The sequence below is a fragment of the Xanthomarina gelatinilytica genome (genome assembly GCF_000348685.1).
Lineage (GTDB): Bacteria > Bacteroidota > Bacteroidia > Flavobacteriales > Flavobacteriaceae > Xanthomarina > Xanthomarina gelatinilytica.
In genome coordinates, this window is sequence record NZ_ANLA01000019.1 from 54290 (window position 1) to 73702 (window position 19413).

The 19413-nt window shown below is 35.5% G+C and carries 17 protein-coding genes; 5 read left to right on the forward strand and 12 right to left on the reverse strand.

Annotation, left to right across the window (positions count from 1 at the left end; genetic code table 11):
* Positions 1 to 18 precede the first annotated feature (18 nt).
* The 4 genes from D778_RS11710 to D778_RS11725 all read right to left on the reverse strand — a co-directional run bounded on the left by D778_RS11710 (position 19) and on the right by D778_RS11725 (position 4056).
* Positions 19 to 681 carry a YggS family pyridoxal phosphate-dependent enzyme gene (locus D778_RS11710; protein WP_007650929.1) on the reverse strand — a complete coding sequence of 221 codons (663 nt, stop codon included), beginning with the start codon at positions 679 to 681 and terminating at the stop codon, positions 19 to 21.
* Positions 682 to 760: 79 nt separating this feature from the next.
* Positions 761 to 1999 carry a DUF1015 domain-containing protein gene (locus D778_RS11715; RefSeq protein ID WP_007650931.1) on the reverse strand — a complete coding sequence of 413 codons (1239 nt, stop codon included), beginning with the start codon at positions 1997 to 1999 and terminating at the stop codon, positions 761 to 763.
* A gap of 134 nt (positions 2000 to 2133) precedes the next feature.
* Positions 2134 to 3024, reverse strand: coding sequence for a 3-hydroxyacyl-CoA dehydrogenase family protein (locus D778_RS11720; protein ID WP_007650933.1), 891 nt, complete (start codon positions 3022 to 3024; stop codon positions 2134 to 2136).
* Between the two features lie 72 nt (positions 3025 to 3096).
* Positions 3097 to 4056, reverse strand: a complete 960-nt coding sequence (locus D778_RS11725; protein WP_007650935.1) for a Gfo/Idh/MocA family protein — start codon at positions 4054 to 4056, stop codon at positions 3097 to 3099.
* A 161-nt stretch (positions 4057 to 4217) separates the two neighbouring features.
* Here D778_RS11725 and D778_RS11730 point away from each other — a divergent pair, with 161 nt between their 5' ends.
* Positions 4218 to 4859 carry a protein-L-isoaspartate(D-aspartate) O-methyltransferase gene (locus D778_RS11730; protein WP_007650938.1) on the forward strand — a complete coding sequence of 214 codons (642 nt, stop codon included), beginning with the start codon at positions 4218 to 4220 and terminating at the stop codon, positions 4857 to 4859.
* Here D778_RS11730 and D778_RS11735 read toward each other — a convergent pair.
* From D778_RS11735 to deoC, 5 genes are read right to left on the reverse strand one after another with little or no spacing between them, the layout of a single operon-like run.
* Positions 4856 to 5383, reverse strand: coding sequence for a hypothetical protein (locus D778_RS11735; protein WP_007650940.1), 528 nt, complete (start codon positions 5381 to 5383; stop codon positions 4856 to 4858). The genes D778_RS11730 and D778_RS11735 overlap by 4 nt on opposite strands.
* A gap of 48 nt (positions 5384 to 5431) precedes the next feature.
* Positions 5432 to 5890: an SsrA-binding protein SmpB gene (gene smpB, locus D778_RS11740; protein ID WP_007650943.1), complete on the reverse strand. Its 459-nt coding sequence runs from the start codon at positions 5888 to 5890 to the stop codon at positions 5432 to 5434.
* 52 nt (positions 5891 to 5942) lie between these two features.
* Positions 5943 to 6470, reverse strand: a complete 528-nt coding sequence (locus tag D778_RS11745; protein WP_040492355.1) for a SixA phosphatase family protein — start codon at positions 6468 to 6470, stop codon at positions 5943 to 5945.
* 44 nt (positions 6471 to 6514) lie between these two features.
* Positions 6515 to 7213 carry a purine-nucleoside phosphorylase gene (gene deoD, locus D778_RS11750; RefSeq protein ID WP_007650961.1) on the reverse strand — a complete coding sequence of 233 codons (699 nt, stop codon included), beginning with the start codon at positions 7211 to 7213 and terminating at the stop codon, positions 6515 to 6517.
* 18 nt (positions 7214 to 7231) lie between these two features.
* Positions 7232 to 7903: a deoxyribose-phosphate aldolase gene (deoC, locus tag D778_RS11755; RefSeq protein ID WP_007650963.1), complete on the reverse strand. Its 672-nt coding sequence runs from the start codon at positions 7901 to 7903 to the stop codon at positions 7232 to 7234.
* Positions 7904 to 8196: 293 nt separating this feature from the next.
* Here deoC and D778_RS11760 point away from each other — a divergent pair, with 293 nt between their 5' ends.
* Positions 8197 to 8814 (forward strand): OmpW/AlkL family protein, encoded by a 618-nt coding sequence (locus D778_RS11760; protein ID WP_007650965.1) that lies wholly within the window; start codon positions 8197 to 8199, stop codon positions 8812 to 8814.
* A gap of 65 nt (positions 8815 to 8879) precedes the next feature.
* Here the strand turns inward: D778_RS11760 and D778_RS11765 are convergent, their stop codons facing one another.
* Positions 8880 to 9254 carry a hypothetical protein gene (locus D778_RS11765; protein WP_238307675.1) on the reverse strand — a complete coding sequence of 125 codons (375 nt, stop codon included), beginning with the start codon at positions 9252 to 9254 and terminating at the stop codon, positions 8880 to 8882.
* 318 nt (positions 9255 to 9572) lie between these two features.
* Between D778_RS11765 and D778_RS14245 the strand changes: the two genes are divergently transcribed.
* Entirely contained in the window at positions 9573 to 10889 is a 1317-nt protein-coding gene (locus D778_RS14245) for a T9SS type A sorting domain-containing protein (RefSeq protein WP_007650969.1), read from the forward strand.
* Between the two features lie 96 nt (positions 10890 to 10985).
* Here the strand turns inward: D778_RS14245 and clpB are convergent, their stop codons facing one another.
* Positions 10986 to 13595 carry an ATP-dependent chaperone ClpB gene (gene clpB / locus D778_RS11775; RefSeq protein WP_007650971.1) on the reverse strand — a complete coding sequence of 870 codons (2610 nt, stop codon included), beginning with the start codon at positions 13593 to 13595 and terminating at the stop codon, positions 10986 to 10988.
* A gap of 288 nt (positions 13596 to 13883) precedes the next feature.
* On the opposite strand from clpB, the gene ytxJ reads away from it, so the two are divergent.
* Entirely contained in the window at positions 13884 to 14276 is a 393-nt protein-coding gene (gene ytxJ / locus D778_RS11780; protein WP_007650972.1) for a bacillithiol system redox-active protein YtxJ, read from the forward strand.
* Here the strand turns inward: ytxJ and D778_RS14700 are convergent.
* Positions 14273 to 16726, reverse strand: a complete 2454-nt coding sequence (locus D778_RS14700) for a hypothetical protein (RefSeq protein WP_007650980.1) — start codon at positions 16724 to 16726, stop codon at positions 14273 to 14275. The genes ytxJ and D778_RS14700 overlap by 4 nt on opposite strands.
* 202 nt (positions 16727 to 16928) lie before the next feature.
* Here D778_RS14700 and pheT point away from each other — a divergent pair, with 202 nt between their 5' ends.
* Complete coding sequence (gene pheT, locus D778_RS11790) at positions 16929 to 19355, forward strand: phenylalanine--tRNA ligase subunit beta (RefSeq protein WP_007650982.1); 2427 nt, start codon at positions 16929 to 16931, stop codon at positions 19353 to 19355.
* The last annotated feature ends 58 nt before the right edge of the window (positions 19356 to 19413 follow it).

Below are 19413 nucleotides of genomic sequence, written 5' to 3' on the forward strand. Positions count from 1 at the left end.
CTATGCTAGTAAAACTTTTTATTCATTATAATTTCGTTCGCCAAAGATACTACTTCCTACGCGAATCATGTTGCTACCACATGCAATTGCTAAGGGATAATCGCCACTCATTCCCATAGAGATTACCTTTAGATCTGGTTTAAAGCGCTTAAGATGGTTAAAAGTGGTTTTTAACTGTGTAAACTCCTTTTTTATTTGTTCTTTGTCCTCTGTAAAAGTGGCCATTCCCATAACTCCAATCACGTTTGTGTTTTTTAATTCTGAAAACTCGTTGGATTGTAATATCTCTGAAGCTTCCTTGGCACTCATTCCAAATTTGGAATCTTCTGATGCGATTTTTATTTGAAGTAAACAGTCTATAACCCTTTGGTGTTTTTTGGCTTGTTTATTGATTTCTTTAAGCGTTTTAAAGTTTTCCACACCATGAATCAAACTTACAAATGAAGCCATGTATTTAACCTTATTGCGTTGTACATGGCCAATCATGTGCCATTGAATGTCTTTGGGCATCTGTTCCTGTTTTTCAACCATTTCTTGGATTTTGTTTTCTCCAAAAACACGTTGTCCAGCTTCATAAGCTTGCATGATATCACTTACAGGTTTGGTTTTGGAAACAGCCACAAGGGTGACTTGTTCCGGTAATGTTGATTTTATATGGTGAAGGTTTTGTTGTATGGACATAATTTATAATTTGTTGCCAAATTGCACCTTGTTTGGCAAAAAGGCGAAACAAGGTACAACTTAATAAAGATAGATTTAATTAAAATTCGTAAATAGTCACTCCACTTCGCAACTTAGGTTCAATATATGTGCTTTTAGGTGGCATGGTAAGGCCGTCTTCGGCAATTTGTTTCATTTCTTCCACACAAACAGGAAGCATGACAAAGCCAACTTTAGATTCGCCACTATCCACACTGCTTTTAATGTTTACCAAATCTTTTTTTCCATTGATATAAGTAATTCTCTGATCGTTCCTTAAGTCTTCAATACCTAGAATGGGATTTAAAATGGTTTTGTAAAGAATTTGTGAATCCAAACCGTCTAAAGAGGTTTCAATTTGATATATGGTTTTACGTAAATAAAGAGAATAAAAATCGCCATCCAGATACATACTGAAATGATGTTTCTTTGAAGGTTGATAAGGCATACTCCCTCTGTTTTCAATTCGGTAAAACGTATCCAATTGAATTAAAAATTCTTCTTTGCTCAAACCATTCAAATCTTTGACCAACCTGTTAAATGCATGAATTTGCAAATCGGATTCTGGAATTAAATAACTCATAAAAAAATTGTAGGGCTCATCTCCTTGATGGTCTGGGTTGGCATCCATTAAATCTTTGTAAAGCAAATATGAGGAAGCCGATCTATGATGGCCATCTGCAATGTAAATGGTGGGAATGTTTTCAAATTCCTTTTGTATGGCTTCAATAATTTTTGGGTTATCAACCTTCCATAAGTAATGTGTATCCCTATATGTGGTAGTGAATTCAAATTCAGCTCGTTCTTTTTGTATTTTCTTAATTAGGGAATCAATTACAGCGTTATCTGGATAGGTTAGGAGTACAGGTTCTGCATTAAATCCAACGGTTTTTAAGTAGTCTTTAAAAATAATTTCACGATAAGCAATGGTATCTTCATGTTTTTTTATAACATCTGTTTCATAATCCAAAGCACTTGTGGCAGCAACAATACCGTTAAATTCCTGTTGTTCCCTGTCCACAATTCTATAAACGTAGTAACAAGGGGTTTCATCCTGTTTAAAAATACCATCTTCCTTAAACTCTAAATATCTGTTTTTAACCAAACTATATCGTGCTTCTCCAGAAATGTCTTTGTCAAATCTATAACCAGGATTTACAATTTGTAAAAAAGAAAACGGATTGTCCCTTAACCTAGATTCCAATTGCTCCTTTGTGTAACTTTGGTACGAACGTGCCGCCACAAGACTCACTTTGTCTCGTGTGGGACGTACAGCTTTAAAAGGAATTATTTTTGACATTTTTTGCTTTTTGTGTCATTACAAGTGTTTTATTTAAAAAGCATGGAAATCTTTAATATGTGACCATACAAATTAGATTGCCACGTCCTACATCCCTGTCTGCAGACAGACAGGCTCGCAATGACGGCATTATTTTACTTTAAAAATTGTGAAGAGACTTTATCTGCCTTTCTGCTTTCAGAATAATCGTAAAAACCTTCTCCAGATTTGACACCCAGTTTTCCTGCCATAACCATGTTTACCAATAAAGGACAAGGTGCATATTTTGGGTTTTTAAAACCATCGTACATCACATTTAAAATAGATAAACAAATATCTAATCCTATAAAATCTGCCAACTGCAATGGACCCATTGGGTGTGCCATACCAAGTTTCATAACGGTATCAATTTCTTCAACTCCAGCCACACCATTGTAAAGTGTTTCTATGGCTTCGTTTAGCATGGGCATTAAAATTCTATTGGCCACAAAACCAGGATAATCGTTCACTTCTGTTGGAACTTTTCCTAACTGCTTGGACAAGTCCATAATGGTGCTGGTTACTTCGTTACTGGTATTATAACCACGAATAATCTCAACCAATTTCATAATTGGAACAGGATTCATAAAGTGCATACCTATTACCATTTCCGGTCTGGAAGTGGCAGCTGCTATTTGTGTAATGGAAATAGAGGATGTGTTACTTGCTAAAATAGTATCCTCTGGACAGGCCTCGTCCAATTGTTTAAAAATCTTTAGCTTTAAGTCTATGTTTTCTGTGGCTGCTTCTACCACCAAACTGGCATATTCCACACCTTCAGGAATACTTGTATATGTTGTAATGTTGCCAAGAGTTTCAGCTTTATCTGCTTCTGTAATTTTATCTTTGGCTACCATTCTATCCAAATTTTTGGAGATGGTATCCATGCCTCTTTTTAAGGACGCTTCACTAATATCTATAAGTTGAACTTTAAATCCACTTTGTGCAAAAGTATGCGCAATCCCATTTCCCATGGTTCCAGCTCCTATTACTGCTACGTTTTTCATGTTTTGAATTAAAAATTAATATTTAAAAGTTAAAATTTGAGTGAAAACTGTATACTGTGCTTGTAAACGTTTTTAAAATTGATCAATTATCATGGTTGCCACACGCAAGGCCTCTGTGCCATCATGTAGGGTAACTATTGGCGATCTGTTATTGTTTATAGCTTCAGCAAAAGAATTCAATTCGTCTAAAATAGCATTGTTGTTAGCTATTTCAGGATTGTCAAAATATATCTGCTTTTTTACACCCTCTGCGTTTTGCAAAATCATATCGAAATCTCCAGGATTTTTAGGAGCATCCTTCATTTTGACCACTTCGCATTTTTTCTCTAAAAAATCTACTGAGATATAGGCATCTTTTTGAAAAAAACGCGATTTACGCATGTTTTTTAATGAAATTCTGCTAGCTGTTAAATTGGCAACGCATCCATTTTCAAATTCCAATCTGGCGTTCGCTATATCTGGCGTGTCGCTAATTACCGATACACCACTTGCATACACGTTCTTAACCTTGGATTTTACCACACTTAAAATAATGTCAATATCGTGTATCATTAAATCCAAAACCACTGGTACATCTGTGCCACGAGGGTTAAACTCTGCCAACCTATGGGTTTCTATAAACATGGGGTTGACTATCTGGTCTTTTACAGCTAAATAGGCAGGGTTGAACCTTTCTACATGGCCCACTTGTCCACGAATGTTGTGTTGTGCCAAAAGCTCCCTAATATGTTCTGCTTCTTCAACCGTATTGGTAATGGGTTTCTCTATAAAAATATGTTTGCCTTTGGCGATGGCTTTTTTGGCACACTCGTAATGCGAAAGCGTAGGTGTAACAATGTCCACCATATCTACAGCATCAATTAAATTATCTATAGAATTGAAATATTTATAGCCAAATTCAGCTTCAATTTTTTTAGCATTGGCTTCGTCTGAATCATAAAAACCAACAAGGTCATATTTTTCAGATTGATTGAGAAGCCTTAAATGAATTTTTCCAAGATGACCAGCACCTAGAACTCCAGCTTTTAGCATGTTTTTACGTTTTCAACAAAAATAAGATTTTACTTTTAGAAATTACGAATTTCAAATCCCAAATTCCAAAAACTAAATCCCATTAATTAAAAACATTTAAATATTTATGCTTTGAACTTGTTGCTTATTGAATTATTTTAGCCTTGAAATTGAACCTACCATTGAAAGATACTTTTAAACATAAAGGATTGCGGCAGCAACTTGTTGAAACCATTAAGGCTAAAGGCATTAAGGATGAGAACGTCTTGGATGCCATTGGCAGAATTCCAAGACATGTATTTATGGATTCTGGGTTTTTGGATCATGCATATCAAGACAAAGCCTTTCCTATTGCTGCAGATCAAACTATTTCGCAACCCTATACTGTAGCTTTTCAATCTGAATTGCTGCAAGTAAAACCTGGAGACAAAATTCTGGAAATTGGTACAGGAAGTGGTTACCAAACAGCTGTTTTGCTTGAGCTTGGTGCTTCTGTTTTTAGCATTGAAAGACAACGTGAACTCTATAAAAAAACAAGCAAATTCTTGCCTAAATTAGGTTATAGACCAAAGAAACTTATTTTTGGAGATGGCTACAAAGGCCTAAAAGAAGAAGCGCCTTTTAATGGCATTATAGTGACTGCTGGTGCTCCTTTTGTGCCAAAACCTTTGTTGAGCCAACTGGCTATCGATGGACGATTGGTAATTCCTGTAGGTGACGAGGTACAGATCATGACTTTATTTATACGAAAAGGCATCAAGGAATTTGAAAAACACGAATTTGGTGAATTTAGATTTGTGCCTTTATTGGAGGACAAAAATTAATTTTTTGGTAAATATTCTGTCGGTATCGGATTTTCTTCGGTTTCCTGAGACCAATAAATATTTACAACCCACCATCTATGACCATCAAAAAGGAGCTGAATGCTGTTAATGCCTCGCATAAAAGGTGTTGTGTCTGCTTCGCTATGGTAAGCTTCGTAAGTGCTGAAAACATGGGTCATGTTTCCAAAGGTGTTTACGGTTCTGTGGATTTCTTTTTCAAAAAAACCATGCTCTTCCAGCCAGGATCCTGAGGTGCTAATGTAATCTGAAGGCGACATATACCTTGCCACAAAAAAACCCTCCTGATTTTTGCCAGTAGGAATTAGTTTGGCATTTTGCATGAACAAGTATTTAAACAGCTCCCAATCCCTTGTTTCTCCTTTTTCACCAGAAATAACAGCATAAAGCGTCTCTATGGTACTGTCTAGTGTTTCAACTTTTTTGGCGTATTTTATTGTGCTTTCCTGAGCGTTGATAGTAATGTTGAAAGCAAGCATTAAGACAAATAGCATGATGTGTTTCATGGAAATGTGTTTTAAATGTTAATGTTAACCGGTTTAAAGAAAACAGTTTTAATTAAAACTTTTTTTAATCCTGTCCAACCTTACTTTGTTTTCCCGGTCTTTGATGGTTTCCCGTTTGTCGAATAGTTTTTTTCCTTTTGCTAAGGCGATAACCAGTTTGGCAAGCCCTCTATCATTTATAAAAAGGTTTAAGGGAATAATGGTCAATCCAGAAGTATTGACCTCTTTTTCCAGTTTTTTGAGTTCTTTTTTATTTAAAAGTAATTTTCTGGTAGCTTTGGGTTTGTGGTTGTAATGTGTACCATACTTATATTCTTCTATGGTCATGTTCACCACAAACAATTCCCCTTGATCGTTAAATTCACAAAAACTCTCGGCAATTGAAGCCTTACTGTTTCTAATGGATTTTATTTCGGTTCCGGTTAAAACAATTCCAGCAGTATATTTATCCAGTATTTCATACTGAAACTTCGCTTTTTTGTTTTTTATGTTTACGTGTTGTTGCATAGCATACAAAGGTAAATAATCAATTAGAAAAGTTGATGAATTAATTTAAAAGTTAGTTAATGGTAAGTACCATATTGGTTATGGTGTTTCCTGTAATGGTAACGATATATATGTTTCCGTTGTTGCTGTCATCAATATCGCTATATATTTGCTTGCCAATAACGCTATTTACAAATTTAGGGGTTGTGTCACTATGGCCAACAATCAAAACATGCTTGCCAAGATTGTCTCTTAAAAAGGTTTCGGTATCTATGGCACCTGCATCATAGATGTTGATGTCCAGCCCATTCTTCCTAGCAGTTGGTTGTGCGGTTTCAATGGTTCTATGATAATTTGTGGAATAAATGGCATCCAAAGGGATGTTTTGTAAAACAGTGTTCCAATTTTCAGCTCTAGCGTTTCCTTCTTCGGTTAAATGTGGATTTTTGTTTGTAGGATCATTTCTGTCCTTTTCAGCATGACGAATAAAATATAAACTTGTGGTTTCGATAGGGTTTTCGGTTTTTTGAATGGGCTGTTCTTGTTGATTACAACTAAAACATAATAGCATACAAACAACAAGAAAAGAGATGTGTTTCATAAGATATGGAATGAACACAAATATAATATTATTTCAAGAACCCATTAAGCCAATTCCAAGGCAATGTCAACCATTTCTTTAAAAGTGGTTTCACGTTCCTTGCTTGTGGTACGTTCGCCAGTTACCAAAGAATCGGAAATGGTTAATATGGTGAGTGCATTTACATTGTGCTTGGCAGCAACCGTGTAAAGGCCAGCAGTTTCCATTTCGACACAAAGGACACCAAATTTGGACCATTTTTTATAGGATTCAAAATCGTCTGCATAAAATTCATCGGAAGTAAAGACATTTCCAGCTTTTAAGGGAATGTTTTTCTTTTTGGCAATTTCAACGGCTTTTTGAAACAAGCCAAAATCGGCCGTAGGCGCATAATCTGCACCACCAAAACGTAATTCGTTCACACCAGAGTTGGAAGAGGCTGCCATAGCCAAAACAATATCCCTAATTTTTATGTGCTTTTGGTAAGAGCCAGAACTACCAACCCTAATTAGGTTTTTAACGCCATATTCGGTTATTAATTCGTGCGCGTAGATGGAAATGCTTGGAACTCCCATTCCAGTTCCCATAACAGAAACAGGCTTGCCATTATATGTACCTGTATATCCTAACATGCCACGTACTCTATTAAAGCAAACAGGGTTGTCTAAAAAAGTTTCTGCTATCCATTTGGCTCGTAAAGGATCTCCTGGTAACAATATGGTTTCTGCAATCTCTCCTTTTTTTGCTTCAATATGTACGCTCATAACATGTTGGTTTTAGTTTTAATAGTCGGTATTTTCAACAGTGGATTTTTTCTCTGTTACAATATTGATTCCAGAGGAGGTACCTATTCTATCTGCTCCTGCGTCAATATATTTTAAAGCTGTTTCGTGGTCTTTAATGCCACCAGAAGCTTTTATTTTAGCTTTGTTTTTAATAGTTTTTTTAATCATCTTAACAGCTGTTAAGGTAGCGCCACTTTTAGAAAATCCGGTTGAGGTTTTAATAAAATCGGCTTTGGCATCCAAACAAATCTGGCAAGCTCTGATAATTTCGTTTTTAGACAGTTCACTTATTTCCAAAATAACTTTTAAAGGCGTGTTCCCTATTGCTATTTTTACATCACATATATCTTTGTAAACGGCAACAAAATTCTTGCTTTTAAGCATGCCTATGTTTATTACCATATCTATTTCATCTGCACCATCCTCTACAGCTTTTTTGGCCTCAAACACTTTAGCGTCGGTACTCATGGCTCCTAATGGAAAACCAACCACAGAACATACTTTCACATTGCTTCTGGTTAATAAATGTTTTGCAAGTGATACATAATAACTATTCACGCAAACAGAGTAAAATCTGTATTCTTTGGCTTCATCACACAGGACTTTAATATCAGTTTTGGTGGTAGTAGGTTTTAAGAGGGTATGGTCTATGTATTGATTAATGGACATAATTATGTATTTATAGGTTAAGTGGTAACAAAAATACGATTAACTGTTATATTAACAACATGCATTCTAAAAAATTATTAAATATTTATGAGTTTTAATTCCGTATTTTATAAATGAACCTAAAAAAACGACAATTTGTATGACAAATTGGACTTATTTAAAGATTAATTTTGATGGAGACTTGTGATTGTAAGTTCATTAGGAAAATTAATTCCAGAACATGACTTTTGTCAGCATTTAAGACGCATTTAGAGGGTATTTTTGAGGTAAATAATAATTAAATAGTTTACCCAATGAAAAAAATATTTTTTAGCGCATTAATTGCTTTTTTATTTGTTTTTAATGCCCAAGCACAAGAAACCAGTTCAAGCTCTCAAGATTACAGTAAATGGCAAGCGCGTTTTCGTGTAATTACGGTTATCCCTTCTCCAGGTGACAATATTGATGGAGCAGATGTTGATATTTCTACATCTGTAGTTCCTGAATTGGATTTTACGTATTTCTTTACCAAAAATATTGCTGCCGAGTTAATATTAGGAACAACCAAACACAATGTGGATGTTGAAGATGTTGATTTAGGGCACGTATGGTTATTGCCTCCAACCTTAAATTTACAATACCATTTTTATGCAGGAGATTTTAAACCTTATGTTGGAGCAGGTGTTAATTATACCATCTTTTATGGTGTAGATGAAGGTGATGTTGCAGATATGGACTACGAAAACTCCTTTGGCTTTTCGTTTCAAGCAGGTGTGGATTATAACTTGAATGACAAATGGTTCTTAAACCTGGATTTAAAACAACTATTGCTTTCTACAGATGTGGATGTGAACACAGGAGCAGCTGTGTTACCTGTTGAAGTAGATATCAATCCTTTTATTGTTGGTGTTGGTGTTGGAAGAAAATTTTAATAAACTAACTATAATTTACTTAAGAAAAGCTGTCTGGAAATGGGCCGCTTTTTTTATTTCATATATTAATTGGAATTTTTAACTATGGCATGAGCCCATTCTATGGCTTTGCTAAGGTTGTCGAAAATTTCATAAGGTTTGTCAAAAAAATCACGTTCAAACTTTGCGTTTTTTTTCATCAATTCGGTTTCTGGTATCATGGCAATGGCTAAGAGGTTAGGGATTTTTTCTGTATGTACGTATGTTAGTGGATTTACGGAATAAGAGTTCACGCGATTGGAAATATACACCATGTTTTTTCCAGAAAAGTGCTTTTGTATCACTTCCTTTAGCTTGTTGTTGTGTTCTGGATGAATTTCTGCGCCTTCACGTATTTGACAAATTAAAAATTCATCAAAAACAAAAATTTCGGTTTCTGGATAGTTGTAATAATGTAGCATTCCCATTGTAAAAGGTTTAAAGTAAATGGATTTGATACTAAGTTATGATTTTTTTTTAAGTGTTTAAAATCAAGGATTTTAAATAGGTTGTTGTAACCAGAAAGCCAATCAATCTAATACAACCTAAGTGTCATCTTAATTTAAAGCCCATACAATAATATTAAGTCAGGAAAACGATTGTTTTTTTATTTTTTTTGTAAACACCAGTAGGTTTCCAGGAGTCACATTAGCTAAAAAACATGTATTTTATCTGTGGTATAGCTTAATTGATAATATATAAAGTATCTTCAAGCGCTATTAATCAATAAATTATATCTTATGAAACATTTAAACTATTACTTTTTATTTTTTGCATTATGTTTTAGTGTAACCATTCAAGCGCAAATTTCTGATTCCGACATTCCTGTTAACGGGTTTGTATATAATGAAGATCTTATTGTTAAAGGGAGTGAATGTATAGGAATAGATTGTCCAGATGCTCCAAATTTCGGGTTTCATACCATAAGGCTAATGGAAAACAACTTACGTATCGCTTTTGACGATACCAGTAGTGCAGGGTCTTTCCCTGCAAACGATTGGGAGATTACCATTAACGACACAGGCAATGGAGGTCTTAACTATTTTGGAGTGACAGATGCTACGGCTTTAAACATGCCATTTAGAATATTGGCAGGAGCTGGTGCCAATGCCTTGTATGTTGGAAATAGTGGAAATGTAGGTTTAGGAACAGATTCTCCAGTTGTTGAATTACAAGTGACAGATGGAGATTCACCAACTTTACGTTTAGAACAAAACGGAGCAAGTGGCTGGACAGCCCAAACATGGGATGTTGCAGGAAACGAAACAAACTTTTTTGTTAGGGATGTAACAAACGGAAGTTTATTGCCCTTTAAGATTAAGCCTGGAGCTCCTAATAACTCATTATTTATTGCAGCTACTGGAACCATTGGTTTGGGGACGCAAAACCCAAATTTGAATGCGTCTTTGGATCTTTCAGCTACAGACAAAGGCTTGATATTAAACAGGTTGACTACGGCGCAAAGAACCACTTTATCTGGTGGAGCAGTAGCTGGAATGATGGTTTATGATACAGATGAAAACGTGACATACTACTGGAACGGGACAGAGTGGGTGAATGCTGCCCAAGACAACCAAAATTTAACTTCTGCCACCTTGTCTGGAACCACGTTAACCGTAGCTATAGAAAATGGTGCTTCCGTAGATGTGGATTTGGCACCAGTTTTAGCAGATTTGCAAGCTGAAAATGTGGCTCAACAAGCCCAGATAGATGATTTGTTGGCTCGGGTAGCAGCTATTGAGGCTTGTGCCTGTGGTGGTACCTTAGGGATCATGGAGCAAGGGCAAACTGAAAATAATATTCGTTTAAACCAAAATGTGCCTAATCCATTTCAGTCTACAACCAGTATCAAGTATTTTATACCTGTTAAGTATCATTCGGCTAAAATTGTAGTGACTTCTTCTTTGGGACAAGTTATCTACAACTTCCCTATAACAACATTTGGGGAAGAAGGTACTTTGGATTTGTCTAAATCAAATTTACAATCTGCAATTTATTATTATACGCTTTATGTGGATGGTAAGAAAATAGATACCAAAAGATTGGTGACCAAATAAATTTCAGTTAAATTATAAAAACAAAAAGCAACGTGTCTCTTTTTAAAGATTTACGTTGCTTTTTCAACTAACTAACTATATGAAAAACTTATGTTTTTAATAGTTTTCTTCAACTATGTTCGTTTGGTTTCTAAAAACTAATTTATCGTCGAACGCATCCAATAAAATAATACTGTCTGTGGTTACTTTTCCAGCAAGTATTTCTTTACTCAATTCGTTTAAAACTTCTTTTTGAATGACTCTTTTTACTGGTCTGGCACCATATTCTGGATGATAACCTTTTTCCGCTAAATATTTTATAGCTTCTTCAGTGGCATCAAACGTTATGTTTTGCTGTGCCAGCATTTTTGTTAAACCTTTCAATTGCAATCCAACAATATCTTTAATGTTGGCTTTGGTTAAAGGAGTAAACATAATGGTGTCGTCAATTCTATTTAAGAACTCTGGTCTTACACTTTGTTTTAACAAGGCCAAGACGTCAACTTTCGCAGCTTCAATAGCAGAGTCTATGTCTTTTGTGGCGTCAAAACGTTCCTGTATGATATGGCTTCCAATGTTTGAAGTCATGATAATAATGGTGTTTTTAAAGTCTGCCACACGACCTTTGTTGTCTGTTAACCTACCTTCATCCAATACTTGCAAAAGGATATTGAAGGTATCTGGATGTGCTTTTTCAATTTCGTCCAATAACACTACAGAATAAGGCTTTCTTCTTACAGCTTCTGTAAGTTGACCACCTTCATCATAACCTACATATCCTGGAGGAGCTCCAACCAATCGGCTAACAGCATGGCGTTCTTGATATTCACTCATGTCTATTCTGGTCATGGCATTCTCATCGTTAAACAAATATTCTGCCAGTGCTTTGGCCAATTCGGTTTTACCAACACCAGTGGTTCCTAAAAACAAAAAGGTACCAATTGGTTTCTGTGCGTTTTGCAAACCAGCTCTGGAGCGTCTTACGGCATCACTAACAGCAGCTATGGCTTCATCTTGTCCAACCACACGTTTGTGCAGTTCGTCTTCCAGCTTCAATAGTTTTTCACGTTCACTTTGTAGCATTTTTGTAACTGGGATTCCAGTCCATTTGGCCACAACCTCTGCAATATCATCATAGGTAACTTCTTCTTTAATTAACGAGCTGTCTGATTGGTTTTCTTGTAACTCTTTTTGAAGTTTCTCTAATGTTTCTTGTGCTTCTTTTATTTTTCCATAGCGTATTTCGGCAACTTTTCCATAGTCTCCTTCGCGCTCTGCACGTTCTGCTTCTAATTTGTATTCTTCAATATTTGCTTTGGTGGTTTGAATGTTGTCAACCACTTCTTTTTCACTTTTCCATTTGGCATTGATCTCGTTGCGCTCTTCTTTTAAATTGGCCAAATCAGATCTTAAGGTTTTAAGCTTGGATTCATCCTTTTCGCGTTTAATGGCTTCTATTTCAATTTCCAACTGCATGATTTTTCTATCCAGAACATCCAATTCTTCTGGCTTGGAGTTGATTTCCATGCGCAATTTTGAAGCAGCTTCGTCCATAAGGTCTATGGCTTTGTCTGGAAGAAAACGGTTTGTGATATAGCGTTCGGATAATTCCACTGCACCAATAATGGCATCGTCTTTTATACGCACTTTATGGTGTGTTTCATATTTTTCTTTAATACCACGTAAAATGGAGATGGCACTTTCGGTATCTGGTTCGTTAACCATTACTTTTTGGAAACGTCTTTCCAGGGCTTTATCTTTTTCAAAGTATTTTTGATACTCGTCTAAAGTGGTTGCACCAATGGCTCTAAGTTCTCCACGTGCCAAAGCAGGTTTTAAAATATTGGCAGCATCCATAGCGCCTTGTCCACCACCAGCTCCTACAAGTGTATGGATTTCATCAATAAACAGTACGATGTCTCCATTGCTTTCTGTAACCTCTTTGATGACAGCTTTTAAACGTTCTTCAAATTCACCTTTATATTTTGCACCTGCAATTAAAGCTCCCATATCTAAAGCAAAAATTTGTTTTTCCTTTAGGTTTTCTGGAATATCACCATCTACAATCCTATGTGCCAAACCTTCAGCAATAGCTGTTTTTCCAGTACCTGGTTCACCAACCAAAATGGGATTGTTTTTGGTTCTTCTGGATAAAATTTGAAGAATTCTACGTATTTCTTCGTCTCTCCCAATCACTGGGTCCAATTTACCGTCTTTAGCCAATTGGTTAAGGTTTTTGGCATATTTGTTTAAGGAATTATAGGTGTTTTCCTGACTTTGGGAAGTGACACGATCTCCTTTTCTTAACTCTTCAATGCTTGCCAATAATGCTTTTTCTGTTGCTCCTTGGTCTTTTAACATTTGAGCAATTTTGCTGTTGGATTTAAAAATGGCCAAGATTAGATGTTCAATGGACACATAATCATCTTTCATTTTTTTTGCAACAATGGCAGCCTCATTGAGTGTTTTGCCAGCTTCTCGAGATAGCATGATGTCTCCACCAGACACTTTGGCGAAGCTTTCCAGTTGTTTTTCTAAAGCTTGATGTAAAACTGGGATGTTGATGTTCAGTTTTTTTAAGATAAAAGGCATGACGTTTTCATCAACTTCAGAAATGGCCTTAAAAAGATGCTCGTTTTCTATTTGTTGATGACCATAGCCTTGAGCAAGCTGTTGTGCATGCTGAATGGCTTCCTGCGATTTTATGGTATAATTATTTAAATTCATATTATTTTCAGTTAATTGTCGTTTGGGAATACAAGAGGAATCTTAATTTGTTCTTCTTTGTTGTTCTTGTTGACAAGTTAATAGGTTTTTTTATGTTTACATTCTGTATAAGTCAATTATCTTACCAATACACAAAGCAAGACAAAATGTCTTGAAAACACTGTGTTTGCATGACTTTTAGTCAGTTTGTAAGATTTTGTTATTCGCTTCGACTGAGACGAAATAATAATTAGATTCCCATTCTTAATGGCCTACTGAAAGGTTTGGGAAACGACAAAATTTTAATTTATGGGATTTTTAAGTAATTTATTTAGTGGTTCTTCAGAAGATAAAGAAGAAAAGGTGTTGCCTTGGCTGACATTAACACAAGTAGATCAATTAAAAGACATTGAAAATAAATCAAAAACCAAAACACAGGTCATTTTCAAACATTCTACACGATGTGGTATCAGTAGAATGGTTTTAAAGCAATTTGTAGCCTCTTATAACTTGACAGAATCGGATTTGGATCTGTATTATTTGGATTTATTGAATCATCGGGATGTTTCCAACGAAACAGGCTACAAGTTTCAAGTGATGCACGAATCTCCACAATTACTCATTGTTAAAAATGGAGTGGTGGTTGCCCATGCATCACATGGAGCTATTAATAGCTTGAATTTAGAGCAATATTTAACCTAATTGGATTCCTTATTTATAGTTACCATTTTATAGACCAATTGGCCATTGGCATTCATGCCATTGATAAACAGTTTGATGTTTTGGTGCTTTTTTGTGCTTATGGTTAAATAATTAGGTGTTTTAGCGTTCAAATAAAAGTTTGGCACCCAATCTATGCTGCTATATAATTCTTCAGAAGATTGATTTGGATAATAAATTTCAGCATTTTTAAAAGTTTCTGTTGGCAGACTAAAGCCAAACTCGGTTTCGCTTACTTTAATATCTGGATTAGTAATTTCTCCTATGCCTTTCATCATTTCAGGAGTTTTGGAGTAAATATGTATGACACCTCCAGCACCTTGAATGCCATATCCTGCACCAGTTGGATTTACACTTACAGATGCAATATCAAACATTTGAATGCCTAATAGTTCTGAGTGGTCATTCATAGGAATATCATCATAATATAATAAATACTGCTCCTGCTGTCCATCTTTTTTAAGTGAACCAGCTCCAGGACCTCTAGAATTTACTAAGGAGACAAAACGTGTGTCTTGTATTACTTTGACACCTGGAAGCGTTCTTAAATAAAAAACCAAATCAGCTCCAACAAATCTTTTCTCATCAGGAATGTGGACTTTAGTAAACCCTTTAGATCTAACTTTGTTTTCAATTCTTTCTTTCAAGATTTCTTTATCAGATTCTATTTTAGACTTTATTAAAACTTCATCTAAAACTTCTTCGTCCATTAATAAAGGCAGGTATTCTTCGTCTATTTCATAAACGGTTTCAAAGCCAACTTTGTTATAAGTTGGAACATTCTTGTTTAATAGACTGTCTGGACGATATGTAATGAAATCTTTATAAATGTAAAAGCTGGCTTTTTCAAATTCTCCTTTATGGTTTAAAAGTGCCAACTTATATTTAGTAGGATGTGCCAACATCAAGCTATCAAATTCAAATTGTTTTTCCCCTTTTAAAGGTTTTATGAGTAAGATGTTGTTTTCTGTAGAAGACAACATGACTTGATGTTTAGAGAGGTCTTTATCTTTAGAGTTAATCGATCCTCTTATTTTTACACCATGTTCTTGTTTGAATGTTAATTCATCTTCACTTTTAATATTGTTTAAAAACTGATTGTTTTTTATTGCAGTCTGGATCAATAAATCCATGCTGTGTTTATTGCCCTTGGTTTTGTTGTAGTATTCCGCTAGGCCAAACCCGGTCTCTTTAAGGTATGGTTTTAATTGAAATTCAGTGATGATGTTATGTTGGTTATTATAAGAAATGGTAGCTGCCGGCAAAACGGACACACTTAAATTGGCATCTGCCAGTTTGTTAAGCATACTGAAATTAAGGGTTATTGAATCGTTAGTGGTTTGAAATTGCGTAACATCCAGCTCAATATTTTTGGGTTCGTTCCAAAAAGAATATTCAGAAATTGGTTTGTTGTTTGTGTCGAACAGGGTCAAGGTATTGATGCCAGAAAATAAATTTTCATTTAAAAAGTTAATTTGGTAATTGGTTGTAATCTTATTTATTTCAATAGGCGCAATGGATTTAGTGAATCCGTTTCTGTGCAGCACCAAAATTAAAGATTGATTATGGTAGTTTGATGCTGTTGCACTGTTGGTTTTCAATGAAATTGAAGTTGTATTGGCATCAGTTGATTGTAACTTCTTTTGAATGATAAACCCTAAAGGGCTTGCAATGGGCAAAGGGAATTTTTTTACAATTCCGTCGATGTTTATTTCTGCAGAAAAACTACTGTTATAAAGCAAGTTGAACTTGCCCATGCCATATACATCGCTCATAAACCTGGTAACGGTTTCCCCCGTGGCATCGTCCTTAATCGTTCCAGATGCTTTTACGGGAACCTGGTTGTTTTGTATGGTAAAGGCAATGGTGTTGATTTCGTCAGTTAATACAGTTTGGCTTTCAGGGTAAAAGGCCATGGTGTAATTGGGCTCGTATATTGCCTGAGGGCTATTTGCTGTTGGATCATAAGAAGGGCCTTCTGTAACTTCGTTGTTATTGATGCTTAATAGTTGGATGGGAACAACGGACCCACTTTTAAAATTCCTGTTCTTGTTGGTGTCCAGATCAATATAATAGGTCCCAGCAGGCAAGTCGGGATTTAAATCAATCTCTCCATGGGCGAAGCCAGCTTCTGCATAGAAAAGTTGACTGCTGATGAGTTTTTTTTCTGGGGAATAAAAATTAACGAACAAATTGGTGGTGTTCATGCTTGGTTTGTTGCTGGAACCTTCAGCAATGTATGCCTTGAACCAAATTTTCTCACCAGTATAATAGGTTGTTTTATTGGTGTGGAGAAAGAACTTTTCTTTTTCAATAGTGGTTAGGTAATTGTTTTCAAGTAAGATGTCGTTGGATTTTTCCGAAAGGGTTTCTTGGCAATACGCATTAAAAACAGCGTAAAACAGGAGGCAGGAAAGTAAATAAGTTTTCATAAGCGATGGTTTAGATTGTAAGGCGTTTATCACAAGAATAATGCCAAATTGTTAAAATTTTAACAATTTTGTTTCAATTAATGAAATTACGGTTTACTTGTTCTTAAGATTTTAAAGCATTTATTCCCTACAATTTTCGAGACATTGTTTGAATGCTAAAAAGCAATATTTTATCTTTGCCCTCTTAAAGAATAAAGCAAATATGAAGATTTCTTACAATTGGTTAAAACAATTTATAAAAACTACTTGGACACCAGAACAAATAAGCGAGCTTTTAACAGACTTAGGCCTTGAGGTTGAAGGGGTTGTTGCTTTTCAATCTGTAAAAGGAGGTTTGGAAGGTATTGTGGTAGGTGAGGTTTTAACCTGTGTACAACATCCTAATGCAGATAGGTTAAAACTTACAACCGTTAACATTGGAACAGGTGCTCCTTTACAAATAGTTTGTGGCGCTCCCAATGTAGCTGTGGGGCAGAAAGTGCCTGTAGCCACTATCGGAACGACTTTATATACTGAAGAAGGCGAAGCTTGGACCATTAAAAAAGGAAAAATACGAGGCGAGGAAAGTCATGGGATGATTTGTGCTGAAGATGAACTTGGTTTGGGAAAATCTCATGAAGGCATTATGGTTTTGGATGCTCAATTACAACCAGGAACACTTGTGGCAGAACTATTTGAAGTTGAAAACGACCAGGTTTTTGAAATTGGACTAACACCAAATAGGGCAGATGCCATGAGCCATTTTGGAACTGCTCGCGATTTAAAAGCAGGTTTGTTGCAAAAAAATGTTAATCTAGAACTTATTACACCTTCAGTAAGTGCTTTTCATGTGGACAGCAGGACTCTACGTATTGATGTGGATGTTAAAAACAAAGAGTTGGCACCTAGATATTGCGGATTGACCATTTCGGGAGTTAAGGTAGAAGCTTCCCCAAACTGGCTGCAAAATAGATTAAAAGCCATTGGGCTAACCCCAAAAAACAATATTGTGGATATTACCAATTATGTGTTGCACGAATTGGGCCAACCTTTGCATGCATTTGATGCAGCAAAAATTACTGGAAATAAAATTGAAGTTAAAACCTTGGCACAAGGCACAAAATTTACCACACTCGATGGTTTGGAACGCGAACTTCATCAAGAGGATTTAATGATTTGCAATACCGAAGGGCCTATGTGTTTTGCAGGTGTGCTTGGTGGTATTCATTCTGGGGTTACAGAAACTACAACCAATATTTTTCTGGAAAGTGCCTATTTTAATCCTGTAAGTATTAGAAAAACAGCCAAAAGACACAACATAAACACAGATGCCTCTTTTAGATTTGAAAGAGGGATAGATCCTAATATTACGGAATATGCTTTAAAAAGGGCTGCCTTGTTAATCCAGGAGATTGCTGGAGGGGAAATTACCAGTGATATCGTGGATTTTTATCCAAATAAAATCGAAGATTTTCAAGTAAGATTAACTTTTGAGAACGCTAAAAAACTTATTGGAGAAGACATTCCAAAAGATATAATTAAGAGCATTTTGATGTCTTTGGATATCAAGATAAACAATGTTACCGAAACAGGTTTGGGGCTAACAGTTCCAGCTTACAGAAACGATGTACAACGCGAAGCCGATATTATAGAGGAAATATTAAGGGTATATGGTTATAACAATATAAAGACTACCGAAAAACTGAATGCTTCTATTTCCAATACCTCCAGATTTGAAGATTATAAACTGCAAAACATCATTGGTAACCAATTGGCATCCCAAGGCTTTTTCGAAACACTTACAAACTCTTTAACGTCTCCAGATTATTCTAATTTAAGCCAACAGTTAGATGAAGCACATCATGTGGCCATGTTAAACCCTTTAAGTCATGACTTAAGTGTGCTAAGGCAATCTGTCTTGTTTTCCGGATTGGAAAATGTAAGCCATAACATCAATAGAAAAAGAGACGACCTAAAATTGTTTGAATTTGGTAAAACCTACCATAACTACAACAACAAAAAGGTAGAACTTAAACACCTGTCTTTGTTTGTTACAGGAAACAAGCAAAACGAACGCTGGAATGTAACTTCACAAACCTCAGATTTTTTCTATTTAAAAGGGATTGTTACAAGTGTGTTGGAACGATTGGGACTAACAGCTTCAAAGACCTCACCTTTTAAAAACGATGTGTTTAGTGAAGGCATCATATTCTCAATAGGGAAGAAGCAGGTGGTTGAGTTTGGCTTGGTGAAAAAATCCATTTTAAAACATTTTGGAATTTCCCAAGATGTTCTTTTTGCCGATTTTAACTGGGATGAAGTTATTGATCTTGCAAAACATAAAACCATAGTGTTTAAAAACATACCTAAATATCCTGAAGTTAAAAGGGATTTTGCTTTATTGCTGGACGAATCTGTTTCCTTTGAGGACATAGATAGAATTGCCAATAACACCGAAAAAAACTTGCTTAAAAACGTAAATTTATTCGATGTCTATCAAGGAAATAATTTACCTGAAGGAAAGAAAAGTTATGCAGTGAGCTTTACATTTCAAGACGAACATAAAACGCTTACAGATAAACAAATAGATAAAATAATGAACAAGCTTCAAGACAATTTTGCTAAAGAAGTTGGAGCGGAACTTAGATAAAGACCATTTATATCAAGCATAAAAAAAAGCCTCGAATTTCGAGGCTTTTTAATGTCTT

Bases quoted from the DNA above. Each gene is read 5' to 3' on its own strand.
- D778_RS11735 (WP_007650940.1), bottom strand. From the start codon at position 5,383: ATGAAACACATCATGCTATTTGTCTTAATGCTTGCTTTCAACATTACT.
- D778_RS11710 (WP_007650929.1), bottom strand. From the start codon at position 681: ATGTCCATACAACAAAACCTTCACCATATAAAATCAACATTACCGGAA.
- deoC (WP_007650963.1), bottom strand. From the start codon at position 7,903: ATGTCCATTAATCAATACATAGACCATACCCTCTTAAAACCTACTACC.
- D778_RS11760 (WP_007650965.1), top strand. From the start codon at position 8,197: ATGAAAAAAATATTTTTTAGCGCATTAATTGCTTTTTTATTTGTTTTT.
- D778_RS14700 (WP_007650980.1), bottom strand. From the start codon at position 16,726: ATGAAAACTTATTTACTTTCCTGCCTCCTGTTTTACGCTGTTTTTAAT.
- pheT (WP_007650982.1), top strand. From the start codon at position 16,929: ATGAAGATTTCTTACAATTGGTTAAAACAATTTATAAAAACTACTTGG.
- D778_RS11720 (WP_007650933.1), bottom strand. From the start codon at position 3,024: ATGAAAAACGTAGCAGTAATAGGAGCTGGAACCATGGGAAATGGGATT.
- D778_RS14245 (WP_007650969.1), top strand. From the start codon at position 9,573: ATGAAACATTTAAACTATTACTTTTTATTTTTTGCATTATGTTTTAGT.
- deoD (WP_007650961.1), bottom strand. From the start codon at position 7,213: ATGAGCGTACATATTGAAGCAAAAAAAGGAGAGATTGCAGAAACCATA.
- D778_RS11725 (WP_007650935.1), bottom strand. From the start codon at position 4,056: ATGCTAAAAGCTGGAGTTCTAGGTGCTGGTCATCTTGGAAAAATTCAT.
- smpB (WP_007650943.1), bottom strand. From the start codon at position 5,890: ATGCAACAACACGTAAACATAAAAAACAAAAAAGCGAAGTTTCAGTAT.
- D778_RS11715 (WP_007650931.1), bottom strand. From the start codon at position 1,999: ATGTCAAAAATAATTCCTTTTAAAGCTGTACGTCCCACACGAGACAAA.
- D778_RS11745 (WP_040492355.1), bottom strand. From the start codon at position 6,470: ATGAAACACATCTCTTTTCTTGTTGTTTGTATGCTATTATGTTTTAGT.
- D778_RS11765 (WP_238307675.1), bottom strand. From the start codon at position 9,254: ATGCTACATTATTACAACTATCCAGAAACCGAAATTTTTGTTTTTGAT.
- ytxJ (WP_007650972.1), top strand. From the start codon at position 13,884: ATGGGATTTTTAAGTAATTTATTTAGTGGTTCTTCAGAAGATAAAGAA.
- clpB (WP_007650971.1), bottom strand. From the start codon at position 13,595: ATGAATTTAAATAATTATACCATAAAATCGCAGGAAGCCATTCAGCAT.